This is a genomic window from Streptomyces sp. NPDC021225, assembly GCF_044332865.1.
GTDB lineage: Bacteria > Actinomycetota > Actinomycetes > Streptomycetales > Streptomycetaceae > Streptomyces.
In genome coordinates this window covers 396,533-416,241 of the sequence record NZ_JBIRPV010000001.1, presented here as the reverse complement: position 1 = coordinate 416,241, position 19,709 = coordinate 396,533, and the positions used below count along the sequence as shown (strand labels likewise).

General features: G+C 72.3%; 16 protein-coding genes. 8 read left to right on the top strand and 8 right to left on the bottom strand.

The genetic code is table 11. The features are described from left to right. Position 1: 1 nt before the first annotated feature. The 3 genes from ACH4S9_RS01945 to ACH4S9_RS01935 form a co-directional block, all read right to left on the bottom strand. The gene (locus ACH4S9_RS01945; RefSeq protein ID WP_311729693.1) at positions 2-928 is read right to left on the bottom strand and encodes an acyl-CoA thioesterase II; all 927 of its coding nucleotides are present in this window, start codon (positions 926-928) and stop codon (positions 2-4) included. Between the two features lie 55 nt (positions 929-983). Then, a complete protein-coding gene (locus ACH4S9_RS01940) occupies positions 984-2,141 on the bottom strand; it encodes an acyl-CoA dehydrogenase family protein (RefSeq protein ID WP_398369198.1) in 1,158 nt (385 codons plus the stop codon). A 107-nt stretch (positions 2,142-2,248) separates the two neighbouring features. After that, positions 2,249-2,914 carry a TetR/AcrR family transcriptional regulator gene (locus tag ACH4S9_RS01935; protein ID WP_398369196.1) on the bottom strand — a complete coding sequence of 222 codons (666 nt, stop codon included), beginning with the start codon at positions 2,912-2,914 and terminating at the stop codon, positions 2,249-2,251. A gap of 95 nt (positions 2,915-3,009) precedes the next feature. Here ACH4S9_RS01935 and ACH4S9_RS01930 point away from each other — a divergent pair, with 95 nt between their 5' ends. The 4 genes from ACH4S9_RS01930 to ACH4S9_RS01915 are packed head-to-tail and all read left to right on the top strand — an operon-like array spanning position 3,010 to position 8,897. Further along, positions 3,010-4,662, top strand: a complete 1,653-nt coding sequence (locus ACH4S9_RS01930; protein ID WP_311729696.1) for a carboxyl transferase domain-containing protein — start codon at positions 3,010-3,012, stop codon at positions 4,660-4,662. 30 nt (positions 4,663-4,692) lie between these two features. Continuing rightward, positions 4,693-6,783, top strand: coding sequence for an acetyl/propionyl/methylcrotonyl-CoA carboxylase subunit alpha (locus ACH4S9_RS01925; protein ID WP_398369194.1), 2,091 nt, complete (start codon positions 4,693-4,695; stop codon positions 6,781-6,783). After that, positions 6,783-7,727, top strand: coding sequence for a hydroxymethylglutaryl-CoA lyase (locus ACH4S9_RS01920; protein WP_311729698.1), 945 nt, complete (start codon positions 6,783-6,785; stop codon positions 7,725-7,727). The genes ACH4S9_RS01925 and ACH4S9_RS01920 overlap by 1 nt, the downstream gene beginning before the upstream one ends. A 3-nt stretch (positions 7,728-7,730) precedes the next feature. Then, positions 7,731-8,897, top strand: a complete 1,167-nt coding sequence (locus tag ACH4S9_RS01915) for an acyl-CoA dehydrogenase family protein (RefSeq protein WP_385340691.1) — start codon at positions 7,731-7,733, stop codon at positions 8,895-8,897. A gap of 40 nt (positions 8,898-8,937) precedes the next feature. On the opposite strand, the gene ACH4S9_RS01910 is transcribed toward ACH4S9_RS01915, so the two are convergent. Continuing rightward, complete coding sequence (locus ACH4S9_RS01910; protein ID WP_398369191.1) at positions 8,938-10,575, bottom strand: beta-N-acetylhexosaminidase; 1,638 nt, start codon at positions 10,573-10,575, stop codon at positions 8,938-8,940. 127 nt (positions 10,576-10,702) lie between these two features. Here ACH4S9_RS01910 and ACH4S9_RS01905 point away from each other — a divergent pair, with 127 nt between their 5' ends. Then, positions 10,703-11,617 carry a DUF4429 domain-containing protein gene (locus ACH4S9_RS01905; RefSeq protein ID WP_398369189.1) on the top strand — a complete coding sequence of 305 codons (915 nt, stop codon included), beginning with the start codon at positions 10,703-10,705 and terminating at the stop codon, positions 11,615-11,617. A 42-nt stretch (positions 11,618-11,659) separates the two neighbouring features. On the opposite strand, the gene ACH4S9_RS01900 is transcribed toward ACH4S9_RS01905, so the two are convergent. The 3 genes from ACH4S9_RS01900 to ACH4S9_RS01890 all read right to left on the bottom strand — a co-directional run bounded on the left by ACH4S9_RS01900 (position 11,660) and on the right by ACH4S9_RS01890 (position 15,468). Further along, the gene (locus ACH4S9_RS01900) at positions 11,660-13,258 is read right to left on the bottom strand and encodes a S41 family peptidase (RefSeq protein ID WP_398369187.1); all 1,599 of its coding nucleotides are present in this window, start codon (positions 13,256-13,258) and stop codon (positions 11,660-11,662) included. A gap of 92 nt (positions 13,259-13,350) precedes the next feature. Then, positions 13,351-14,655 carry a sensor histidine kinase gene (locus tag ACH4S9_RS01895; RefSeq protein WP_398369185.1) on the bottom strand — a complete coding sequence of 435 codons (1,305 nt, stop codon included), beginning with the start codon at positions 14,653-14,655 and terminating at the stop codon, positions 13,351-13,353. Between the two features lie 153 nt (positions 14,656-14,808). Beyond that, positions 14,809-15,468, bottom strand: coding sequence for a response regulator transcription factor (locus ACH4S9_RS01890; RefSeq protein ID WP_311729704.1), 660 nt, complete (start codon positions 15,466-15,468; stop codon positions 14,809-14,811). Positions 15,469-15,707: 239 nt separating this feature from the next. On the opposite strand from ACH4S9_RS01890, the gene ACH4S9_RS01885 reads away from it, so the two are divergent. Further along, positions 15,708-15,983, top strand: a complete 276-nt coding sequence (locus ACH4S9_RS01885) for a hypothetical protein (protein ID WP_311729705.1) — start codon at positions 15,708-15,710, stop codon at positions 15,981-15,983. Positions 15,984-16,040: 57 nt separating this feature from the next. Beyond that, complete coding sequence (gene glmS, locus ACH4S9_RS01880; RefSeq protein ID WP_311729706.1) at positions 16,041-17,882, top strand: glutamine--fructose-6-phosphate transaminase (isomerizing); 1,842 nt, start codon at positions 16,041-16,043, stop codon at positions 17,880-17,882. A 305-nt stretch (positions 17,883-18,187) separates the two neighbouring features. Here glmS and ACH4S9_RS01875 read toward each other — a convergent pair whose 3' ends face one another. After that, the gene (locus tag ACH4S9_RS01875) at positions 18,188-18,709 is read right to left on the bottom strand and encodes a universal stress protein (protein ID WP_311729707.1); all 522 of its coding nucleotides are present in this window, start codon (positions 18,707-18,709) and stop codon (positions 18,188-18,190) included. 452 nt (positions 18,710-19,161) lie between these two features. On the opposite strand from ACH4S9_RS01875, the gene ACH4S9_RS01870 reads away from it, so the two are divergent. Continuing rightward, positions 19,162-19,488 carry a hypothetical protein gene (locus ACH4S9_RS01870; RefSeq protein WP_311729708.1) on the top strand — a complete coding sequence of 109 codons (327 nt, stop codon included), beginning with the start codon at positions 19,162-19,164 and terminating at the stop codon, positions 19,486-19,488. The last annotated feature ends 221 nt before the right edge of the window (positions 19,489-19,709 follow it).

Below are 19,709 nucleotides of genomic sequence, written 5' to 3'. Positions count from 1 at the left end.
GTCAACGGGGGCGCGGGACGCGCATGACGCCTTCCTGGATCACCGAGACCGCCAGCTGACCGTCGGCGGTGAAGATACGACCCTTGGCCAGGCCCCTCCCACCGGACGCGGAGGGGCTCTCCTGGTCGTACAGGAGCCACTCGTCCGCGCGGAACGGGCGGTGGAACCACATGGCGTGGTCCAGGCTGGCGCCGACGATGTCGCCGACCACCCAGCCGCCGCGGCCGTGGGCGAGCAGCACCGAGTCCAGCAGCGTCATGTCGGAGACGTAGGTGACCAGGCAGATGTGCATCAGGGGGTCGTCGGCGACACCGTCCAGTTTGCCGTTCGTCCGGAACCAAACCTGCGACTTCGGCTCGCGCGGCTGCCCCACGCTCGCGTACGGCGGCGCGTCCACGTACCGCAGGTCGATCGCGCCCCGCGCCTCCAGCATCCGCTCGATCACGCTCGGGCCGCTGAAGAGGTGCGCGTACCGGGGCAGCAGTTCCTCGCCCGCCGGGAGGGTGAGCGGGTCGGGCACCTCGGGCATCGGCTCCTGGTGCTCGAGCCCCTCCTCGTGGCGCTGGAAGGACGCCGAGAGGTGGAAGATCGGCCGGCCGTGCTGGACCGCGACCACCCGGCGGGTGGTGAAGGAGAAGCCGTCGCGGATGCGGTCGACGGTGTAGACGATGGGCACGTTCGGGTCGCCGGGGCGCAGGAAGTAGGAGTGCAGCGAGTGCGCCGGGCGGTCGGCCGGGACGGTACGGCCGGCCGCGATCAGGGCCTGGGCGGCGACCTGGCCGCCGAAGACGCGCGGCACCAGGGGTGCCGCGCCGCTGGTGCCGCGGAAGATGTCCTCGTCGATCCGCTCGAGGTCGAGCAGATCCAGCAGGTTCTGGAGCGCGCTGGGCGATGCGCCCCGCGGTGCTCCTTGTGGTGCTTCGTTCATGGTTTAAGGAGTTTTGCAGACCAAGATGGCTCGGGTCTTACAGGTCTTGCGGGGCTCAAAGGCCCATCGACTTCGCGACGATGGACCGCATGACCTCGCTGGTGCCGCCGTAGATGCGGGTGACGCGGGTGTCCGCGTACAGCCGGGCGATGGGGTACTCCATCATGTAGCCGTAACCGCCGTGCAGCTGGAGGCACTTGTCGATCACGACGGCCGCGCGCTCGGTGGTGAAGAGCTTCGCGGAGGCGGCGTCGGCGGCGGTGAGCTCGCCGGCGTCGTGCGCCTCCAGGGCCCGGTCGACGACCGCCTGCATCGCGTCCACCTCGGACTTGCAGTCGGCGAGCGCGAACTTGGTGTTCTGGAAGGACGCCACCGTCTTGCCGAAGATCGTACGGTCCGCCACATACGCCTTGGCGAACTCGACGGCCGCCGCGGCCTGCGCGTAGGCGCTGACGGCGATGCCCAGGCGCTCCTGCGGGAGGTTGTGGGCGAGGTACTCGAACGCCCGGCCCTCCTCGCCCAGCAGGTCCCGGGCCGGCACCCTGACGTCGGTGAAGGACAGCTCGGCGGTGTCGGAGGTCTTCAGGCCCAGCTTCTCCAGCTTGCGGCCGACCGCGTAGCCCTCGCTCCTGGTGTCGACGACGAGGATGGATATGCCGCCGCGGCGGTCCTCGGGGGTGGCGGGGGCGGTGCGGGCGCAGACCAGGACGCGGTCGGCGAGCACGCCGCCGGTGATGAAGGTCTTGGCGCCGTTGAGGACGTAGTGCGTGCCGTCCTCGGACAGCTTGGCGGTGGTCTTCATGCCCGCCAGGTCGGAGCCGGTGCCCGGCTCGGTCATGGCGATGGCGGTCATCAGGTCGCCGGAGACGAACGGGGGCAGCCAGCGCCGCTTCTGCTCCTCGGTGGCGTACTTGAGGAGGTACGGCAGGCACAGCGCGGTGTGCACGCCGCTGCCGCCGAAGCTGACCCCGGCCCGGGCGGTCTCCTCGGTGATGATCGCGTTGAACTTGAAGCTGGTCTCGCCCGCGCCGCCGTACTCCTCGGGCACCTCGATGCCGAAGATGCCCAGCTCGCCGAGTTTCTTGTAGAACGCGCGCGGGGCCTGGCCGGCCTCCCGCCACTCCTCGTAGTACGGCACGACCTCGGCGGCGATGAAGTCGCGGATGGTCTCCCGGAACGCCTCGTGGTCCTCGTTGAACACCGTGCGGCGCATCTGCGGCGGCCTCCTCGGTCAGCTGGCTAAGCGCTTGCTCAGCGAAAGCTACCGGCCGGTCGGCCGCCTGTCCAGGCCTGTCCGCCCCCGCCCGGCGGGCCCGCGGCTCAGGCCCCGGACCCGGCTTCGGACCGGGCTTCGGATCCGGCTTCGCCCCCGGCGTCCGGAGCGCCCCCGTCCGCCGCGGCGCTGAAGGCGCCGAGCGCCAGGCGGTGCAGCAGCTCGGCGGCGGCCGCGCGGCCCGGGAGGGTGCCGGGGCGACTGAGGTGCGGGGTGGAGTTGAGCAGGCCGAACACGGCGTGGACGCACACCCGCGCCTCGGGCTCGGCGAGCCGCGGATGGACCTCGCGCACCACCTGGACCCACAGCTCGACGTACTGCCGCTGGAGCGAGCGCACCAGCTTGCGGTCGGTGTCCCGGAGCCGGTCCAGCTCGCGGTCGTGGAGGATGATCAGCGGGCGGTCGTCGAGGGCGAAGTCGATATGGCTCCGGACCAGCGAGTCCAGTACCGCGGCCGGGTCCCGCTCCCGCTCCGAGGCCTCGGCGGCGCGCTGCTTGCCGCCCGCCAGGAGCCGGCCGCTGATGCCGACCAGCAGCTCGGCCAGCATGGCCTCCTTGCCCGCGAAGTGGCGGTAGAGGCCCGGTCCGCTGATGCCGACCGCCGCGCCTATCTCGTCGACGCCGACGCCGTGGAAGCCGCGCTCGGCGAACAGGCGCGCCGCCTCCTTCAGGATCTGCTCGCGGCGGGTGGGGGCAGGGGCTTGCGTGCTCATGGAAGAGATTCTAGACAGCGGCGTTAGTGGTCGTTAACCTGGCAGGGATGGGTTAACGCTCATTAACCGGACCACGAGCAAGGGAGCCCGTAGTCATGGAGCAGGCACCGGTGCTGGGCAGCGCCGCCGATCCGGCGTCCGACGCCTGGGCGGCCAATGAGGCCGCGCACCGCGAGCTGGCCGCGCGGCTGCGCGAGAAGCTGGCCGCGGCGCGGCTGGGCGGCGGCGAAAAGGCGCGGGCGCGGCACACCGCGCGCGGCAAGCTGCTCCCCCGCGACCGGGTCGACACCGTGCTGGACGCGGGCTCGCCGTTCCTGGAGCTGGCCCCGCTCGCGGCCGACGGGATGTACGGCGGCCAGGCCCCGGCGGCGGGCGTGATCGCGGGGATCGGGCGAGTGGCGGGCCGCGAGGTGGTCGTGATCGCCAATGACGCCACGGTCAAGGGCGGCACCTACTACCCGATGACGGTCAAGAAGCATCTGCGCGCCCAGGAGGTCGCGCTGGAGAATCGCCTGCCGTGCGTGTATCTGGTCGACTCCGGAGGAGCCTTCCTGCCCATGCAGGACGAGGTCTTCCCCGACCGGGACCACTTCGGCCGGATCTTCTACAACCAGGCGCGGATGTCGGGCGCCGGCATCCCGCAGATCGCGGCGGTGCTCGGGTCCTGCACAGCGGGCGGGGCGTATGTCCCGGCGATGAGCGACGAGGCGGTCATCGTGCGCGGGCAGGGCACCATCTTCCTGGGCGGGCCGCCGCTGGTGAAGGCGGCGACGGGCGAGGTCGTCACGGCCGAGGAGCTGGGCGGCGGCGAGGTCCACTCCAAGGTCTCCGGCGTCACCGACCACCTCGCGGAGAGCGACGCCCACGCCCTGCGCATCGTCCGCACGATCGTCTCGACGCTCCCCGCGCCCCTGCCCGCGCGCGGGGAGCTGCCGTGGCAGGTGACACCCTCCGAGGAGCCCGCGGTCGACCCGGCGGGGCTCTACGGGGCGGTGCCGGTCGACTCGCGCACGCCGTACGACGTGCGCGAGGTGATCGCGCGGGTGGTGGACGGCTCGCGGTTCGCCGAGTTCAAGGCCGAGTTCGGCACGACCCTGGTGACGGGCTTCGCGCACATCATGGGCCATCCGGTGGGCATCGTCGCCAACAACGGCATCCTGTTCTCCGAATCGGCCCAGAAGGGCGCCCATTTCATCGAGTTGTGCGACCAGCGCGGCATCCCGCTGGTGTTCCTTCAGAACATCTCGGGCTTCATGGTCGGCCGCAGCTATGAGGCGGGCGGCATCGCCAAGCACGGCGCCAAGATGGTCACCGCCGTGGCCTGCACCCGCGTGCCCAAGCTCACGGTCGTCGTCGGCGGCTCGTACGGCGCGGGCAACTACTCGATGTGCGGGCGCGCCTATTCGCCGCGCTTCCTGTGGATGTGGCCGAACGCGAAGATCTCGGTGATGGGCGGCGAGCAGGCGGCCTCCGTGCTGGCCACCGTCAAGCGCGACCAGCTGGAGGCGCGCGGCGAGGAGTGGCCGGCGGACGAGGAGGAGGCGTTCCGGGCGCCGATCCGCGAGCAGTACGAGACCCAGGGAAACGCCTACTACGCGACGGCGCGGCTGTGGGACGACGGCGTGATCGACCCCCTGGAGACCCGCACGGTGCTGGGCCTCGCCCTCACCGCCTGTGCGAACGCGCCGCTTCCCGGCAAGCCCGGCCAGGATCCCGTGACGCCCGGCTTCGGCGTCTTCCGGATGTGAGGGACCGTGGAGCTGAAGAGTGTGAGCCCGATGTTCGAGACAGTCCTGGTGGCCAACCGCGGGGAGATCGCCGTCCGGGTGATCCGTACGCTGCGGCGGCTCGGTGTGCGCTCGGTCGCCGTGTTCAGCGACGCCGACGCCGACGCGCTGCATGTGCGCGAGGCGGACACGGCGGTCAGGCTGGGCCCGGCGAGCCCCGCCGAGAGCTATCTGTCGGCCAAGCGGCTGCTGGACGCGGCCGACCGGGCCGGCGCCCAGGCCCTGCACCCCGGCTATGGCTTCCTCGCGGAGAACGCGGCCTTCGCACGCGCCTGCACCGGCGCCGGGCTCGCCTTCATCGGCCCGCCCGCGGCCGCGATCGAGCTGATGGGCGACAAGATCCGCGCCAAGGAGAGCGTGCGGGCGGCGGGCGTGCCCGTGGTGCCCGGCTCCACGGGCAGCGCCCTGACCGACACCCAGCTCGCGGACGCCGCCCGCGAGATCGGCATGCCGGTGCTGCTCAAGCCCTCGGCGGGCGGCGGCGGCAAGGGCATGCGGCTGGTGCGGGAGGAGGCGCGGCTCGCGGATGAGATCGCGGCCGCGCGGCGCGAGGCCCGCGGCGCGTTCGGCGATGACACGCTGCTGGTCGAGCGCTGGATCGACCGCCCGCGGCACATCGAGATCCAGGTGCTGGCCGACGGCCATGGCCACGTCATCCACCTCGGTGAGCGCGAGTGCTCGTTGCAGCGCCGCCATCAGAAGATCATCGAGGAGGCGCCGAGCCCCCTTCTGGACGCCGCCACCCGGGCGGTCATGGGCGAGGCCGCGGTCCAGGCGGCGCGCTCCTGCGGCTATGTGGGCGCGGGCACGGTGGAGTTCATCGTCCCGGGCGACGACCCGGCGGCGTACTGCTTCATGGAGATGAACACCCGCCTCCAGGTCGAGCACCCGGTGACCGAGCTCATCACGGGGCTCGACCTGGTGGAGTGGCAGCTGCGGATCGCGGCCGGCGAGCATCTGCCGCTCGCCCAGGACGACATCACCTTCACCGGCCACGCCGTCGAGGCCCGCATCTGCGCGGAGACCGCCCGTATCACCGCGTCGGGCACCGTCGACTTCCTGCCCTCGGCGGGCACCGTGCTGGCGCTGTCCGAGCCGGACGGGGAGGGCCTGCGGGTCGACTCCGGGCTGGCCGTCGGCACCGAGGTCGGCACGGTGTACGACCCGATGCTCGCCAAGGTCGTCGCCCACGGCCCCGACCGCCCCACCGCCCTGCGCCGGCTGCGCGCGGCGCTGGCCCGCACCACCACCCTGGGCCTGGACACCAACACCGGCTTTCTGCGCCGCCTCGCCGCCCACCCGGCCGTGGCCTCCGGCGACCTGGACACCGGCCTCGTCGACCGCGAGGCCCCCGGCCTGGTCCCCGCCACCATCCCGGACGAGGTGTACGCGGCGGCGGCCCTGCTGCGCCAGGCGGCGCTGGAGCCGGGCGGGCCTGCCGCCATGGCCGGTTCGGGCTGGGTCGACCCGTTCTCCGTCCCGACCGGCTGGCGGCTGGGCGGCGAGCCGGCCTGGACCGTCCATGCGCTGCGGGTGCCCGGACACCCCCCGGTGACCGTCCGAGTGCGCGGCCGGGCCCATGACGCGGAGGTATGGGTGGCGGGCCCGGACGCCCCCGAGACGCCCGAGACGCCCACCGCCGACGCGACGGTCCGCGCGCGGCTCACCCTGTCCGAGGCAGGCGCCGTGGACAGGGCCGTGCTGGACTGGGGCGGCGTCACCCACACCTTCGCGTACGCCGCGCGGGGCGCCGGCCACTGGCTGGGCCGGGACGGCGACGCCTGGCAGGTCGCCGACCACGACCCGGTGGAGGCGGCGCTGCGCGGCGGGGCGGCCGGCGCCCACGCCGGGGAGCTCACCGCGCCCATGCCCGGCACGGTCACGGTGGTCAAGGCGGCCGTCGGCGACCGGGTCACCGCCGGGCAGGGGCTGGTGGTGGTCGAGGCCATGAAGATGGAGCACGTCATCTCCGCCCCGCACGACGGCACCGTCACCGAGCTCGATGTGACCCCCGGCTCCACGGTCGCCATGGACCAGCCGCTGGCGGTCGTCACCCCGCACGACACCGAGGAGCGTGAGTGATGGCCCTCCCCGACAGCCTCCCCATGACCTTCCCGGCCCCCGGGCTGCCCGCCCGGGTGCGCATCCATGAAGTGGGCCCCCGGGACGGGCTTCAGAACGAGAAGACGCTGGTCCCCGTGGCGGTGAAGGCGGAGTTCATCCGGCGGCTCGTCGAGGCGGGGCTGACCACCGTCGAGGCGACGAGCTTCGTCCACCCCAAGTGGGTGCCCCAGCTGGCCGACGCCGAGGAGCTGATGCCGCTGCTGGAGGGCACCGAGGCCCGGCTGCCCGTGCTGGTGCCGAACAAGCGCGGCCTGGAGCGCGCGTTGGCGCTCGGCGCGCGCGATGTCGCCGTCTTCGCCAGCGTCACCGAGTCCTTCGCCCGCGCCAACCTCAACCGCTCGGTGGGCGAGGTGCTGGAGATGTTCGAGCCCGTGGTCGCCGAGGCCCGCGCCGCGGGCGCCGGGGTGCGCGGCTATCTGTCGATGTGTTTCGGCGACCCGTGGGAGGGCGCGGTCCCCGTCTCACAGACGGTCTCGGTCGCCCGCCGCCTGCTGGACATGGGGTGCGAGGAGCTGAGCCTGGGCGACACCATCGGCGTGGCCACCCCCGGCCATGTGCTGGAGCTGCTGTCCGCCCTGAGCGAGGCAAGCATCCCGGCGACCAGGCTCGCGGTCCATTTCCACGACACCTACGGCCAGGCGCTGGCCAACACCCTCGCGGCGCTTCAGTACGGCGTCACTTGCGTCGACGCCTCCGCCGGCGGCCTCGGCGGCTGCCCGTACGCGAAGAGCGCGACCGGCAATCTCGCCACCGAAGACCTGGTGTGGATGCTCGACGGCCTCGGCATCGAGACCGGGGTCGATCTGCGCCGGCTCGCCGCCACCAGCGCGTGGATGGCCCGCCATCTGGGCCGGCCGAGCCCCTCCCGTACCGTCCGTGCGCTCTCCCCGAAGGAGATCTGAGCCATGTCGACCGACCACCGCCTCTCTCCCGAGCACGAGGAACTGCGCCGCACCGTCGAGGCGTTCGCGCACGACGTGGTCGCCCCGAAGATCGGGGAGTTCTGGGAGCAGCATGAGTTCCCGTACGAGATCGTCCGCGACATGGGCCGGATGGGCCTGTTCGGGCTGCCCTTCCCCGAGGAGTACGGCGGCATGGGCGGCGACTACTTCGCGCTCTGTCTGGCCATCGAGGAGCTGGCCCGGGTGGACTCCTCCGTGGCGGTCACGCTGGAGGCGGGCGTCTCGCTGGGCGCGATGCCGATCTTCCGCTACGGCACGGAGGAGCAGAAGCGCCAGTGGCTGCCGGGCCTGTGCTCGGGCGAGTCCCTGGGCGCGTTCGGCCTGACGGAGCCCGGTGGCGGCTCCGACGCGGGCGCCACGCGCACCACCGCCCGGTTGGACGAGGCCACGAACGAGTGGGTGATCAACGGCACCAAGTGCTTCATCACCAACTCCGGCACGGACATCACCGCGCTGATCACGGTCACCGCGGTCACCGGCCGCAAGCCCGACGGCAGCCCCCGGATCTCCACGATCATCGTCCCCTCGGGCACCCCCGGCCTGACCGTCGCCGCGCCCTACTCCAAGGTCGGGTGGAACGCGTCGGACACCCGCGAGCTGTCCTTCTCCGACTGCCGGGTCCCGGCGGACCATCTGCTCGGCGAGCAGGGCCGCGGCTACGCCCAGTTCCTGCGGATCCTCGACGAGGGCCGGATCGCGATCTCCGCGATGGCCACCGGCCTGGCCCAGGGCTGTGTGGACGAGTCGGTGGCCTACGCGAAGACCCGCGAGGCGTTCGGCCGCCCCATCGGCGCCAACCAGGCCATCCAGTTCAAGATCGCGGACATGGAGATGCGGGCGCATATGGCCCGGGTGGCCTGGCGGGACGCGGCCTCGCGGCTGGTGCGCGGGGAGCCGTTCAAGAAGGAGGCGTCGATCGCCAAGCTCTACTCCTCCGAGGTCGCGGTGACCAATGCGCGGGAGGCCACCCAGGTGCACGGCGGATATGGCTTTATGAACGAGTATCCGGTGGCCCGGATGTGGCGGGACTCCAAGATCCTGGAGATCGGCGAGGGCACCAGCGAGGTCCAGCGGATGCTGATCGCCCGCGATCTGGGCCTCGCGGGCTGACCCACTCGGCCATGGCCCGTACGGCCGTGGCCCGCGCCGCTCAGCGCGTGGGCCACGGCACCTGGGGCGAGCGGTAGTAGTCGATGCCGAGCGCGTCCCAGCGCGGCCCCTGCGCGGCCAGCCGTACCCGGTACCCGGCCCAGTCGTGCGTGGCGGACGGGGACCAGCCGAGCTCGGCGATGCCCGGGAGCCGGGGGAAGGCCATGTACTCGAGGTGCGCGCTCGTCGAGAGGGTCTCCGTCCACAGCGGCGCCTCGACCCCGAGGACCGAGGACGCCGGCGCGCCCTGGATATAGGTGCCCGGGTCCCAGTCGTAGGACTGCCGGGCGTCCACCAGCCCGGCCCAGTCCTGCCCCAGCGGCGTGTCCTCGTCGTACTTCATGTCCAGGTAGGCGCGGTTGGCGGGCGAGAGGATCAGCCGGGTGCCCGCCCTGGCCGCGTCCGCGACCTCCTTCTCGCTGCCGTCCTGCCCCCAGTACTGGGCGATGGCCCCCTTCGCGGGCCGGGCGCCGGTCAGCTGATGCCAGCCGATCACCGTCTTGCCGTACTTGGCGACGATGGGCTGGACCCGGTCCATGAAGGCGACGAAGTCCTCGTGGCTGGTGGAGTGCGCCTCGTCCCCGCCGATATGGAGATAGCGGCCGGGGGTGAGCGCGGCGAGCTCCCGGATGACGTCGTCCGCGAAGTCGTACGTCACCTCCTTGGGCGCGCACAGCGAGCTGAAGCCGACCTCGGTGCCGGTGTAGAGCGGGGGTGCGACGCCGTCGCAGTTCAGCTCGGCGTAGGAGGCGAGCGCGGCGTTGGTGTGACCCGGCATGTCGATCTCGGGGACGACGGTCAGATGGCGGCTCGCCGCGTACCGCACGATCTCCCGGTAGTCGGCCTTGGTGTAGAAGCCGCCGGGCCCGCCGCCGACCTGGGTGGAGCCGCCGTAGGTCGCGAGCCTGGGCCAGGAGTCGATGGCGATCCGCCACCCCTGGTCGTCCGACAGATGCAGATGCAGGGTGTTGATCTTGTAGAGGGCGAGCTGGTCGATATAGGTCTTGACCTGGCGGACGGTGAAGAAGTGCCGGGACACATCGAGCATCGCGCCCCGGTAGGCGTAGCGCGGCACATCGGTGACGGTGCCGCCGGAGACGGTCCAGGGGCCGGGCTGCGAGGTCTTCCGCTCGACGGCGGCCGGCAGCAGCTGGCGCAGGGTCTGGACGCCGTGGAACAGGCCCGCGGGCTCGCGGGCGCTGATGGTGATCCCGCGCCGGGTCACCTCCAGCCGATAGCCCTCCGCCCCGAGGCCGCGCCCGCCGGCCGCCTCGCCGACGAGCCGCAGCCGGATGCCGTCACCGCCCCCGTGCGCGGTGACCGGCAGCCGGTACCCGGTGGAGGGGCGCAGCACGCCCGCCAGATAGTCGCCCACCTGGCGCGCCGCGCGGGAGCCGGGGGCCACCAGGATCCGGGTGCGCGGGCCGAGCGTGTACGGGGTCTCCGCGGGCCGTACGGAGGCGGGGGCGGGCACCACCCGGTCCAGCGGCACCGGTCGCACCCCGGCGGCCGTGGCGCCCGCCTCGGTGGCGCCCGCCTCGGTGGCGCCCGGTTGCGCGGCGCCGGCGGTGCCCGTACTCGCCGCCACGGCGAGCAGCAGGGAGCACAGGAGGCGGAGGCGGATCCGGCGTCGTCCCATGGCGTTCCCTTCGGCAGACGGACAAGGCGGACCAAGCGAACCAGGCGTACATCCTGCTTACCGCGCAGCCCAGTTGAGGTCAAGGTCCAGACCAATGCGTGTCTGTTCACCTGTCAGAATTCACGCCATGGCGGAAATCACCCAGCGCGATGGAACGTGGAGCTTCGACGGCGACACCGTGCGGATCGTCCCCGGCCGGGACAAGCGCGTGAACCCGGCGCGCCAGGCGCTCGGCGAACTCGCGGTGCCGCTGGAGGCGCTGGCGGGCATCGCGTACGAGCCGGGGCGCCGGACCGGGCGGCTGCGGCTGAAGCTGCGCGAGGGCGCGGACCCGCTGCTCCAGGCGGCGGGCGGCGAGCTGCCGGAGGCCGCCGACCCGTATCAGCTGCCGGTGGAGTCCGAGCGCGCGGGCGTCGCCGAGTACATGGTCGACGAGGTGCGCCAGGCCCTCCTGCTGGAGCAGGTGGACGCCGGGCCCTGCGACCGCTATCTGCTCCCGGGCCCCTCGGTGCCGCTGTCGGCCTCGGCGGGCGACGGCACGGCCTCCTTCGACGGCGAGCAGATCCGCCTGGAGTGGAACTGGAAGACCGAGCAGGCCAAGAAGTCGGGCGGGCCACGCGTCTTCCCGGTGTCGGACGTCGAGGCGGTGCAGTGGAGCCCGGCCAAGGGCCTGGAGAACGGCTACCTCCGCTTCGCCCTGTTCAAGGTCCCGACCTCGGCCCCGCCCAAGTACGACCCGTACGCCGTCGTGATGTACGGCCTCAAGAGGGACCCGCTGATGGCCCTGGTCGCGGCCGCGGTCACGGCCCGGCTGCCGCACCCCGCCGGGCCGCCGGAGCCCGCCGACGCCGTCCCGGTGGCGCTGACGAAGGATCCCGCCGCGATCGGGGCCGGGGCCGGGCAGGGCGGCGACGGGGGCGGTGACACGGATCACGACGCGCTGCTGCGCCGGCTGCGCGAGCTCGGCGAGCTGCGCAGCAACGGGGTGCTCACGGAGGAGGAGTTCACCGCCGTCAAACAGGCCGTGCTCCGCCGTTTCTGAGACTTGATCCGCAGTTCACCAGAGGCAGGGCCGCCGCGTCGGCTACGACGAGAGGATCGCTGTCGCCTTGTCGAGGGCCGGGTCCTTGCCGGTGGACACGTCCGCCGCGGTCAGCGGCGCGAAGTGGTCCGGGGGGACGCCGACACCGTCGATGATCTCGCCGTTCGCGCCGATGACGCGCTGCGACGGCAAGCGGATCAGGCTGGTGTGATCGTTGAGCGCGTACAGGCGGGCGGGGCCGGAGTTCACTCCCGCGGTGCGGGTGCCGACGAGGGCGCCCAGGTGGAGGTCCTTGACACCCGTCGCGAACACCTCGCACGCGGAGGCGCAGCCGTCGTCGGTGAGCGTGACCATGGGCAGGTGCAGCAAAGGGGTGCTGTTGTCGACGGGCTGGGGGTCGCAGTCGCCGTCGGCGTCGCAGAAGGAAACGGCCGATGCGTCGTGGACGAACGCGCCCATCAGCTTGTTGCCCTCGTCGGCGACGCCGCCGCGGTTGCCGCGCAGGTCGAAGATGATGCCGGTGAGCTTGGTGGTCGCGTTGAGGTCGTCGATGGCCTTGAGGGCTTCCTGGGCCGCGCCCGGATAGAAGGCGTCCAGGCGGACGTTGGCGATGCCGCCGGCCACCAGGGTGACGTCCACGCGCGGCTTGGGCTGCGCGGGCAGCGAGCCGGGAGTGACACGCACGCGCCGGGTCCGGTCGGTGGCGGGTCGCCGTACGGTGAGGGTCACCGGGACGCGCCGGGGATACGAGGGGTGGAGGGAGTCCACAACTCCCGGGTTGAGCTGCCCGTTGGTGAAGACCGGGACATTGTTCACCGCCTCGATGACGTCTCCGGGCTTGAGCCCGGCCGCGGCGGCGGGAGTACCGGTGCCGACCGTGGTGAGGAAGAGCGGACCGGTGAAGTCCGGGGCGGTCGCGGCCGGGGGAAGGGTTCTGTTCAGCCCGATGCCCAGGCCCCACGGGTGGGCGTCCGGCGTGGCACCCGGGCTGCCGGGACCCTGGTAGTCGGCGTGGTTGTCGTGCAAGGCCGTGAGCATCCCCTGGATCGCGGCCACGGCGAGTGAGGAGCGCAGCGCCTGGTCGTCCGGCACCGCGTCCAGCACTTCCTGGAGCCGCTTGGCGAAGAGCGGCCAGTCCTTGTCCCGGTCGCCGGTCAGCGTCGGCAGGACCGCGAACGGCTGGTCGACATCGCGTTTGCGCAGTTCCCGGACGACGGCCTGGGCGGCGTACTGGAGCAGTGGGCGGTCATCGAGCCGGGAACCGCCGTAATAGTTGTCGAAGATGCAGTAGTACGCCTGCTCCACCGTGCTGACGGAGGTCGGGGCCGGGTCCTGCGCGGGCGGCTGGGGGCTGGTCGGGTCCTGCGGTGCGCAGGCAGCGGGCCGGTCGGCCTGGTCCGGCTCTGCCGATGGGCTGGCGGACGCGGTCAGGGCGGTGACGAGCACGCTGCCCGCGAGTACGGCGATCCCGGTCGTGACCAGTACACGCCGCTGCCGCAGCAGCCCGATCCGGCGGTGGCCGAGCCTGCGGCCCGCCGACGGCGCTTGGGTGGCCGCGGGCTCGGCCGGTACGGGGTCGGTCGGCGTGGGGTCGGTCGGCGTGGGATCGGTCGGCAGCGGGTCGGCCGGTGTGTTGCTCATGCGGAGTGCTCCTGAACTCGCGTCGGTCGTGCCGTGGGCGTCGCCGCGGTCGGTGCGGCGTCGCTGACGGACGTTCTACGCGGCGGGCGGTTTCACGGCGGTTGCGTCGTCGCGGTGGGGAAGCCGACCGTGACGACCAGGCCGCCGCCGGGCCGCGGGGCGGCGGTGAGGGTGGCATCGTGGGCGGCCGCGATGGCCGAGACGATGGACAGGCCCAAGCCGAACCCCTGGGACGACGCGCCGCGGGCGCCGCTGCCGGTGCGAGCCGGGCCGAGACGCTGGAAGGGCAGGAGGATCCGCTCGACGGCGTCCGCGGGCACGTCCGGGCCGGTATTGGCGACCGTGAGGACCGCGCGGCCGGCCTGTGTGCCGGTGGTGACGTCGACCTGCCCGCCGGGCATGTTGTAGCGGATCGCGTTGTCCAGCAGATTGGCCACCAGCCGTTCGGCGAGCGCCCGGTGGCCCGAGGAGACGGCCGCGCCGGCCTGGGGGCGCAGCGTCACCTGCCGTTCGTGGGCCGCGGTGGCGCGCGCGGCCACGGCTTCCCGGGCGAGCCGGGCCAGGTCGAAGGGGTGGCGCTCGTCAAGGCCCGCGTGGCCGCGGGCCAGGGTCAGCAGCGCTTCGATGAGCCGTTCCTGCTGCCGTCCGGCGGCAAGTATCCGTTCGTGGGCCGTGCGCAGGGACTCGACGGTCGGTTCGGGGTCGGCCAGGGCGACCTGGCCCAGCACGCGCTGGCGGGCCAGCGGCGTACGCAGCTCGTGGGATGCGTTGGCGACGAACTGCCGCTGCGCTTGGAAGGAACCGTCGAGCCGGGTCAGCAGCGCGTCGAACGTGTCGCCCAGCTCCCGCAGTTCGTCCCGCGGGCCGGCCAGGGCCAGCCGCCGGTGCAAGCTGGTCGCCGAGATGTCCTGTGCGGTGGAGGTGATGGTCCGCAGCGGGCGCAGGACACGGCCAGCCACCACCCAGCCCAGCAGCACGGATGTCAGCGACATCAGGCCCAGGGCGATCCCCGACTGGACCAGCAGGGTGTGCAGCATGGCGGACTTCTGGTGGTCGACGGTCCGCTGTGCATCCTTCTGCAGGGCCGCCATGGCGGTGTCCATGGCGGCCCGGTCGCCGGGCTCGGCAGGCCGTGTCCCCTCGTTCCCGGATGCCCGGCCGGCCGGTGCGCTCGGGCTGGGGGCGGCCACGGTCACCTCCCGCTTCAGGACCATGGGCGGACGGTCGACGGCGCCGGCCACCAGGCCGTACGTGACCGCGAGCAGCGCGGCGCCGGACACCAGGAACAGCCCTCCGTACAAGGCGGTCAGCCGCAACCGTACGGTGCGGCGGGGCAGACCCGCGCGCACGATCCGGCCGGTGAGCCTGCACAGAGCGGCGGGGGCGTGGACGGGCATGTGAACGTCGCGACCTTTCGGTTGGATCCTGCGCTGTGCTCGGTCGGAGCGGCCGGCGGGCGTAGGTACCCGCGGACAGGCCAGGGAGGACCGTGTGGGAGACCGCCGAATGCGACCGCGCGACAGAACCCGGCGCTTCGCCCCCACAACCCCTCAGATCCGGTAACCGCTCCTGGCCACCGTCTCGATGACCGGCGGCGCCCCGAGTTTGGCCCGCAACCGGCTGATCGTGATCTTCACGGCGCTGGTGAAGGGGTCGGCGGCCTCGTCCCAGACCCGTTCGAGCAACTCCTCGGCGGAGACGGCACGGCCCCCGGCGGCGAGGAGCAGTTCGAGGACGCCGAACTCCTTGGGCGTGAGGGCCAGCGCCCGGCCTGCCCGTACGGCGGTGCGCCGGGCGCTGTCGACCAGGAGGTCGCCGTGGCGCACCACGGGCGGTACGGCCGGATGCGCGCGGCGCGCCAGGGCAGCGATCCGGGCGACGAGTACGGGGAAATCGAAGGGCTTGGGGAGATAGTCGTCGGCGCCCAGGCCCAGCCCGTCCACGATGTCCTCCGCCGTTCCCGCGGCGGTGAGCATCAGGATGCGGCTGCGGCACCCGGCGGCGATCAGCGCCGCGCAGACCTCGTCACCATGCGTCCCGGGCAGGTCCCGGTCCAGGACGACCACGTCGTACGCGTCGCCGTCGGCGCCCAGCCGTTCCAGCGCCTCCGTACCGTCGAACGCCACGTCGACGGCCATCTGCGCACGGCGCAGGCCCACCGCGACGACCTGTGCCATCTCCTCGTCGTCATCGACGATGAGCACTCGCATCCCCCCGGCACCCCCTCTCGTGTCGTCGTCCCGGTGCCCCGCAGCCCCACCGGGCCGGCTCCAGCGCCAGCCGGGCGAACGTACCAGTGACACATCGGGCACGCACTGAGCTGGTCCCCTGCCCTGCTGAACAGGCCCCGTGCGGACAACGTGCGTCTTGTTAGTCACCCACCCTTCCCCTCTGCCCGATATCGGGCAGGATTCTTGCGAAACGGGGCGGCTCACCGCAGTATCAACGGGTGCTCGATCGCCGTATGTCCCACGATGACCTCATCGACCACCTGGTACGCAGCACGCCGCTCAGCCGCGGCGAGGCCGCCCGGGTGGTGCTGGACGTGCTCGCGTACTTCGACGAGACGACCGAGGAATACGTCCGCCGCCGCCATCGGGAGCTCCAGTCCGGCGGGCTGACCAACCCGGACATCTTCGAGCGGATCACGGCCGAGCTGCCGCACCGCGCGGTGGCGCCGCCGGACCTCTCGCTGCGCCAGCTGCGCCGCATCGTCTACGGCTGAGCCGCCGGCCGAGCCGAGCACTCATGAGCGACCCACCAGGGAGGGACTGACACCACCATGTGCGGAATCGTTGGATATATCGGAAAACGCGATGTGGCGCCGCTGCTGCTGGAGGGCCTCCAGCGCCTGGAGTACCGCGGCTATGACTCGGCCGGGATCGCGATCCACGCCAAGCCCGCCAAGTCCGGTCAGGCGGCACAGTCCCCCGGCCTGAAGACCGCCAAGGCCAAGGGCCGGGTCCGCGAGCTGGAGGCCAGGCTCCCCAAGCGCTTCGCGGGCACCGTCGGCATCGCGCACACCCGCTGGGCCACCCACGGCGCGCCCAACGACGTCAACGCGCATCCGCACCTGGACGCGGACGGCAAGGTCGCGATCGTCCACAACGGCATCATCGACAACGCCTCCGAGCTGCGCGCCAAGCTCACCGCCGACGGCGTCGAGCTGGCCTCCGACACCGACTCCGAGACCCTGGCCCATCTGATCGGCCGCTCGCAGGCCGCCACGCTGGAGGAGAAGGTCCGCCAGGCCCTCGCCCTGGTCGAGGGGACGTACGGCATCGCGGTGCTGCACGCGGACTTCCCCGACCGGATCGTCGTCGCCCGCAACGGCTCCCCCGTGGTGCTGGGCATCGGCGAGAAGGAGATGTTCGTCGCCTCGGACGTCGCCGCCCTGGTCAGCCACACCCGCCAGGTGGTCACCCTCGACGACGGCGAGATGGCAACCCTCAAGGCCGACGACTTCCGCACGTACACCACCGAAGGCTCCCGCACCTCCGCGACGCCGACCACCGTGGAGTGGGAGGCCGAGTCGTACGACATGGGCGGCCACGACACCTATATGCACAAGGAGATCCACGAGCAGGTCGACGCCGTGGACCGGGTGCTGCGCGGGCGGATCGACGACCGCTTCGCCACCGTCCGCCTGGGCGGGCTCAACCTGGACGCCCGCGAGGCGCGCGGGGTGCGCCGGGTGAAGATCCTCGGCTGTGGCTCGGCGTACCACACGGGCCTGATCGGCGCCCAGCTGATCGAGGAGCTGGCCCGTATCCCCGCGGATGCCGAGCCCGCGAGCGAGTTCCGCTACCGCAACGCCGTCGTCGACCCGGACACCCTCTACATCGCGGTCAGCCAGTCCGGCGAGACCTACGACACCCTGGCCGCCGTCCAGGAGCTCAAGCGCAAGGGCGCGCGCGTGCTGGGCGTCGTCAACGTCGTCGGCAGCGCGATCGCCCGCGAGACGGACGGCGGGGTGTACGTCCACGCGGGCCCCGAGGTCTGTGTGGTGTCCACCAAGTGCTTCACCAACACGGCCGTCGCCTTCGCCCTGCTCGCCCTCCACCTCGGCCGGATCCGCGATCTGTCGGTCGCCGACGGCAAGCGGATCATCGCCGGACTGCGGCGGCTGCCGGAGCAGATCGCGGAGGTGCTGCGCGGCGAGGAGAAGATCAAGGAACTCGCCGCGGAATACGCGAATGCGAAGAGCATGATGTTCATCGGCCGGGTGCGCGGCTACCCGGTCGCCCGCGAGGCCTCCCTGAAGCTCAAGGAGGTCTCCTACGTCCACGCCGAGGCGTACCCGGCCTCCGAGCTCAAGCACGGCCCGCTGGCGCTCATCGAGCCCGAGGTGCCGACCGTCGCGGTGCTCCCGGACGACGACCTGCTGGAGAAGAACCGCGCGACGCTGGAGGAGATCAAGGCCCGCAGCGGCCGGATCCTGGCCGTGGCGCACCAGGAGCAGGAGAAGGCGGACCACACGATCGTGGTCCCGCGCAACGAGGTGGAGCTGGACCCGATTCTGATGGGTATTCCGCTGCAACTCCTCGCGTATCACACGGCGCTGGCGCTCGGCCGCGACATCGACAAGCCGCGGAACCTGGCGAAGTCCGTGACGGTGGAGTGACCGCTCGGCGGTCCCCCGCGTGAGCCACCACGCACGCGGGGGCCGCCTCCCCTGTGCCGGCGTCGCCCTAACGCCGGCAGGTGGGCCGCCGACAGGAACCGTCACTTCCCGGCCGACGGCACGTGAACACTCGCCCGTTCGCTCGGTTTGTACCCGTCACAAACGCACAATCCACCTCTACGCACGGGTAGATTTATCGACTGTCAAGCGGGACTTGCCGCCATCTCACCAGCTGTCAAGTGGAGTTGGCCGTGTCCGATTCCGGGCGCCCGCCGCCGGCCCACCGGAACCCGGTGAGCGCCGGGTCAGGGAATGACCACCACGGGGCGCTGCGCCCGCCGGGCCAGCCGCCCCGCGACCGAGCCGAAGATCCGCCCCACCAGCCCGTGCGTGGAGCCGACCACGATCGCGTCGGCCGCGTACTCCCGGCCGACCTCCTCCAGCTCATGACAGATGTCCCCGCCCCGCTCCACCAGGATCCAGGGCACTTCGGCGAGATGGTCCGCGCAGGCCAGTTCCAGGCCCAGCACTTCGGTGCGATGGTCGGGCACATCCACGAAGACCGGGGGCTCGCACCCGGCCCACACCGTCGTCGGCAGCCGGTTGGCCACATGGACGATGATCAGCCCGGAGCCGGAGCGCCGGGCCATGCCGATCGAGTACGCGAGGGCGCGCTCGCTCGATGTCGAACCGTCGAATCCCACCACGACGCCGTGCTGGAACGCCGGATCGCAGGAATGACGTGATTCTTCCGCCGCTTCGGGGTGCGCCATGTGATCGGCGACCCGCTTGCGGTCCGCGGGTTCGGGGAATTCGTGACCGGCCATCGGTGTCTCGGCGAAGGAAGTCCTCGTGAGGAGGGATCGGCGGGGGCTTGAGGGGTTGCGGTTGTCGGGGGCGGCGGCTCGCCGGCGCTCGGGGGAGCGTATCGAACGAACCGAATCCGTCCGGGATTCATCTTTCCAAGCCCTTACCCCTAAGGGTACGGCGCCACTCCCCTCCTGCCCAGAGAGCTCTTGGACGGCGAACCGCCCGAGGCGTTCCACGGAGCATGCCGGAGGGCGGCCGGTAACGCAATGCCCCAAGTGGTCCCGACCGTGCCGATGTGCGGCTGTGCGGCGTGGCCTGAGTGAGCCTTGAGCAAACCCCTAGTCGTCGCCCCGCGTACACCGTGCGGATGGTCGGCAGTGACCCGGGAGCCCGCCCGGCGTTGTAGTAGCCGCGCGGTGATCGCGACCGCCCCGGCCCCCCGTCCGCCCGCTCTCCGAGGAGCAGATACGTGCCCGCCACCCCCGAGTACGACGCGCCCCGCGACGACCGGGGCCACCCCTCCCCGACCCCGGCCGGCGAGGCGGCGGACGAGGTGATCCGCTGGGGCGCCTTCAGCTGCGCCCTGGTGCCGGTCGTCCTGCTGGCGTGCGGCTCGCCGTTCGGCGCGGCGGCGGGCGCCGCCCTCGGGCTGGCCGCGGTCACCGCCGTCTGCCGGACGCTGCTGCGCCGCTACGAGCGCACCGCCGCCCGGCTCGCCGGCACGGTGGTGAGTCCACATCGTGGACGACATGGGCGCACCGGAATCGGGGCGCACAGGGGCGGCCGGCGCGGCTGAAGGCGCGCTCCGTAGCGCTCCGGGTACACAGTGGTGAGAGTCACCGTGCGGGTCGTACGCCCGGCGGAGGACCCTTCCGTACGTCTGCGCCCACTCCTTTTCAGCCAACTTCCCGTGAAAGTTCTTTCCTTGGCAAACGCCGGGCCCAACCCCCTCCGACCAGCGCGGAAAGGGGTATGAGCGGGCCGTACCCCCTACGCGAAGTGGGGACGAAGGCTAGG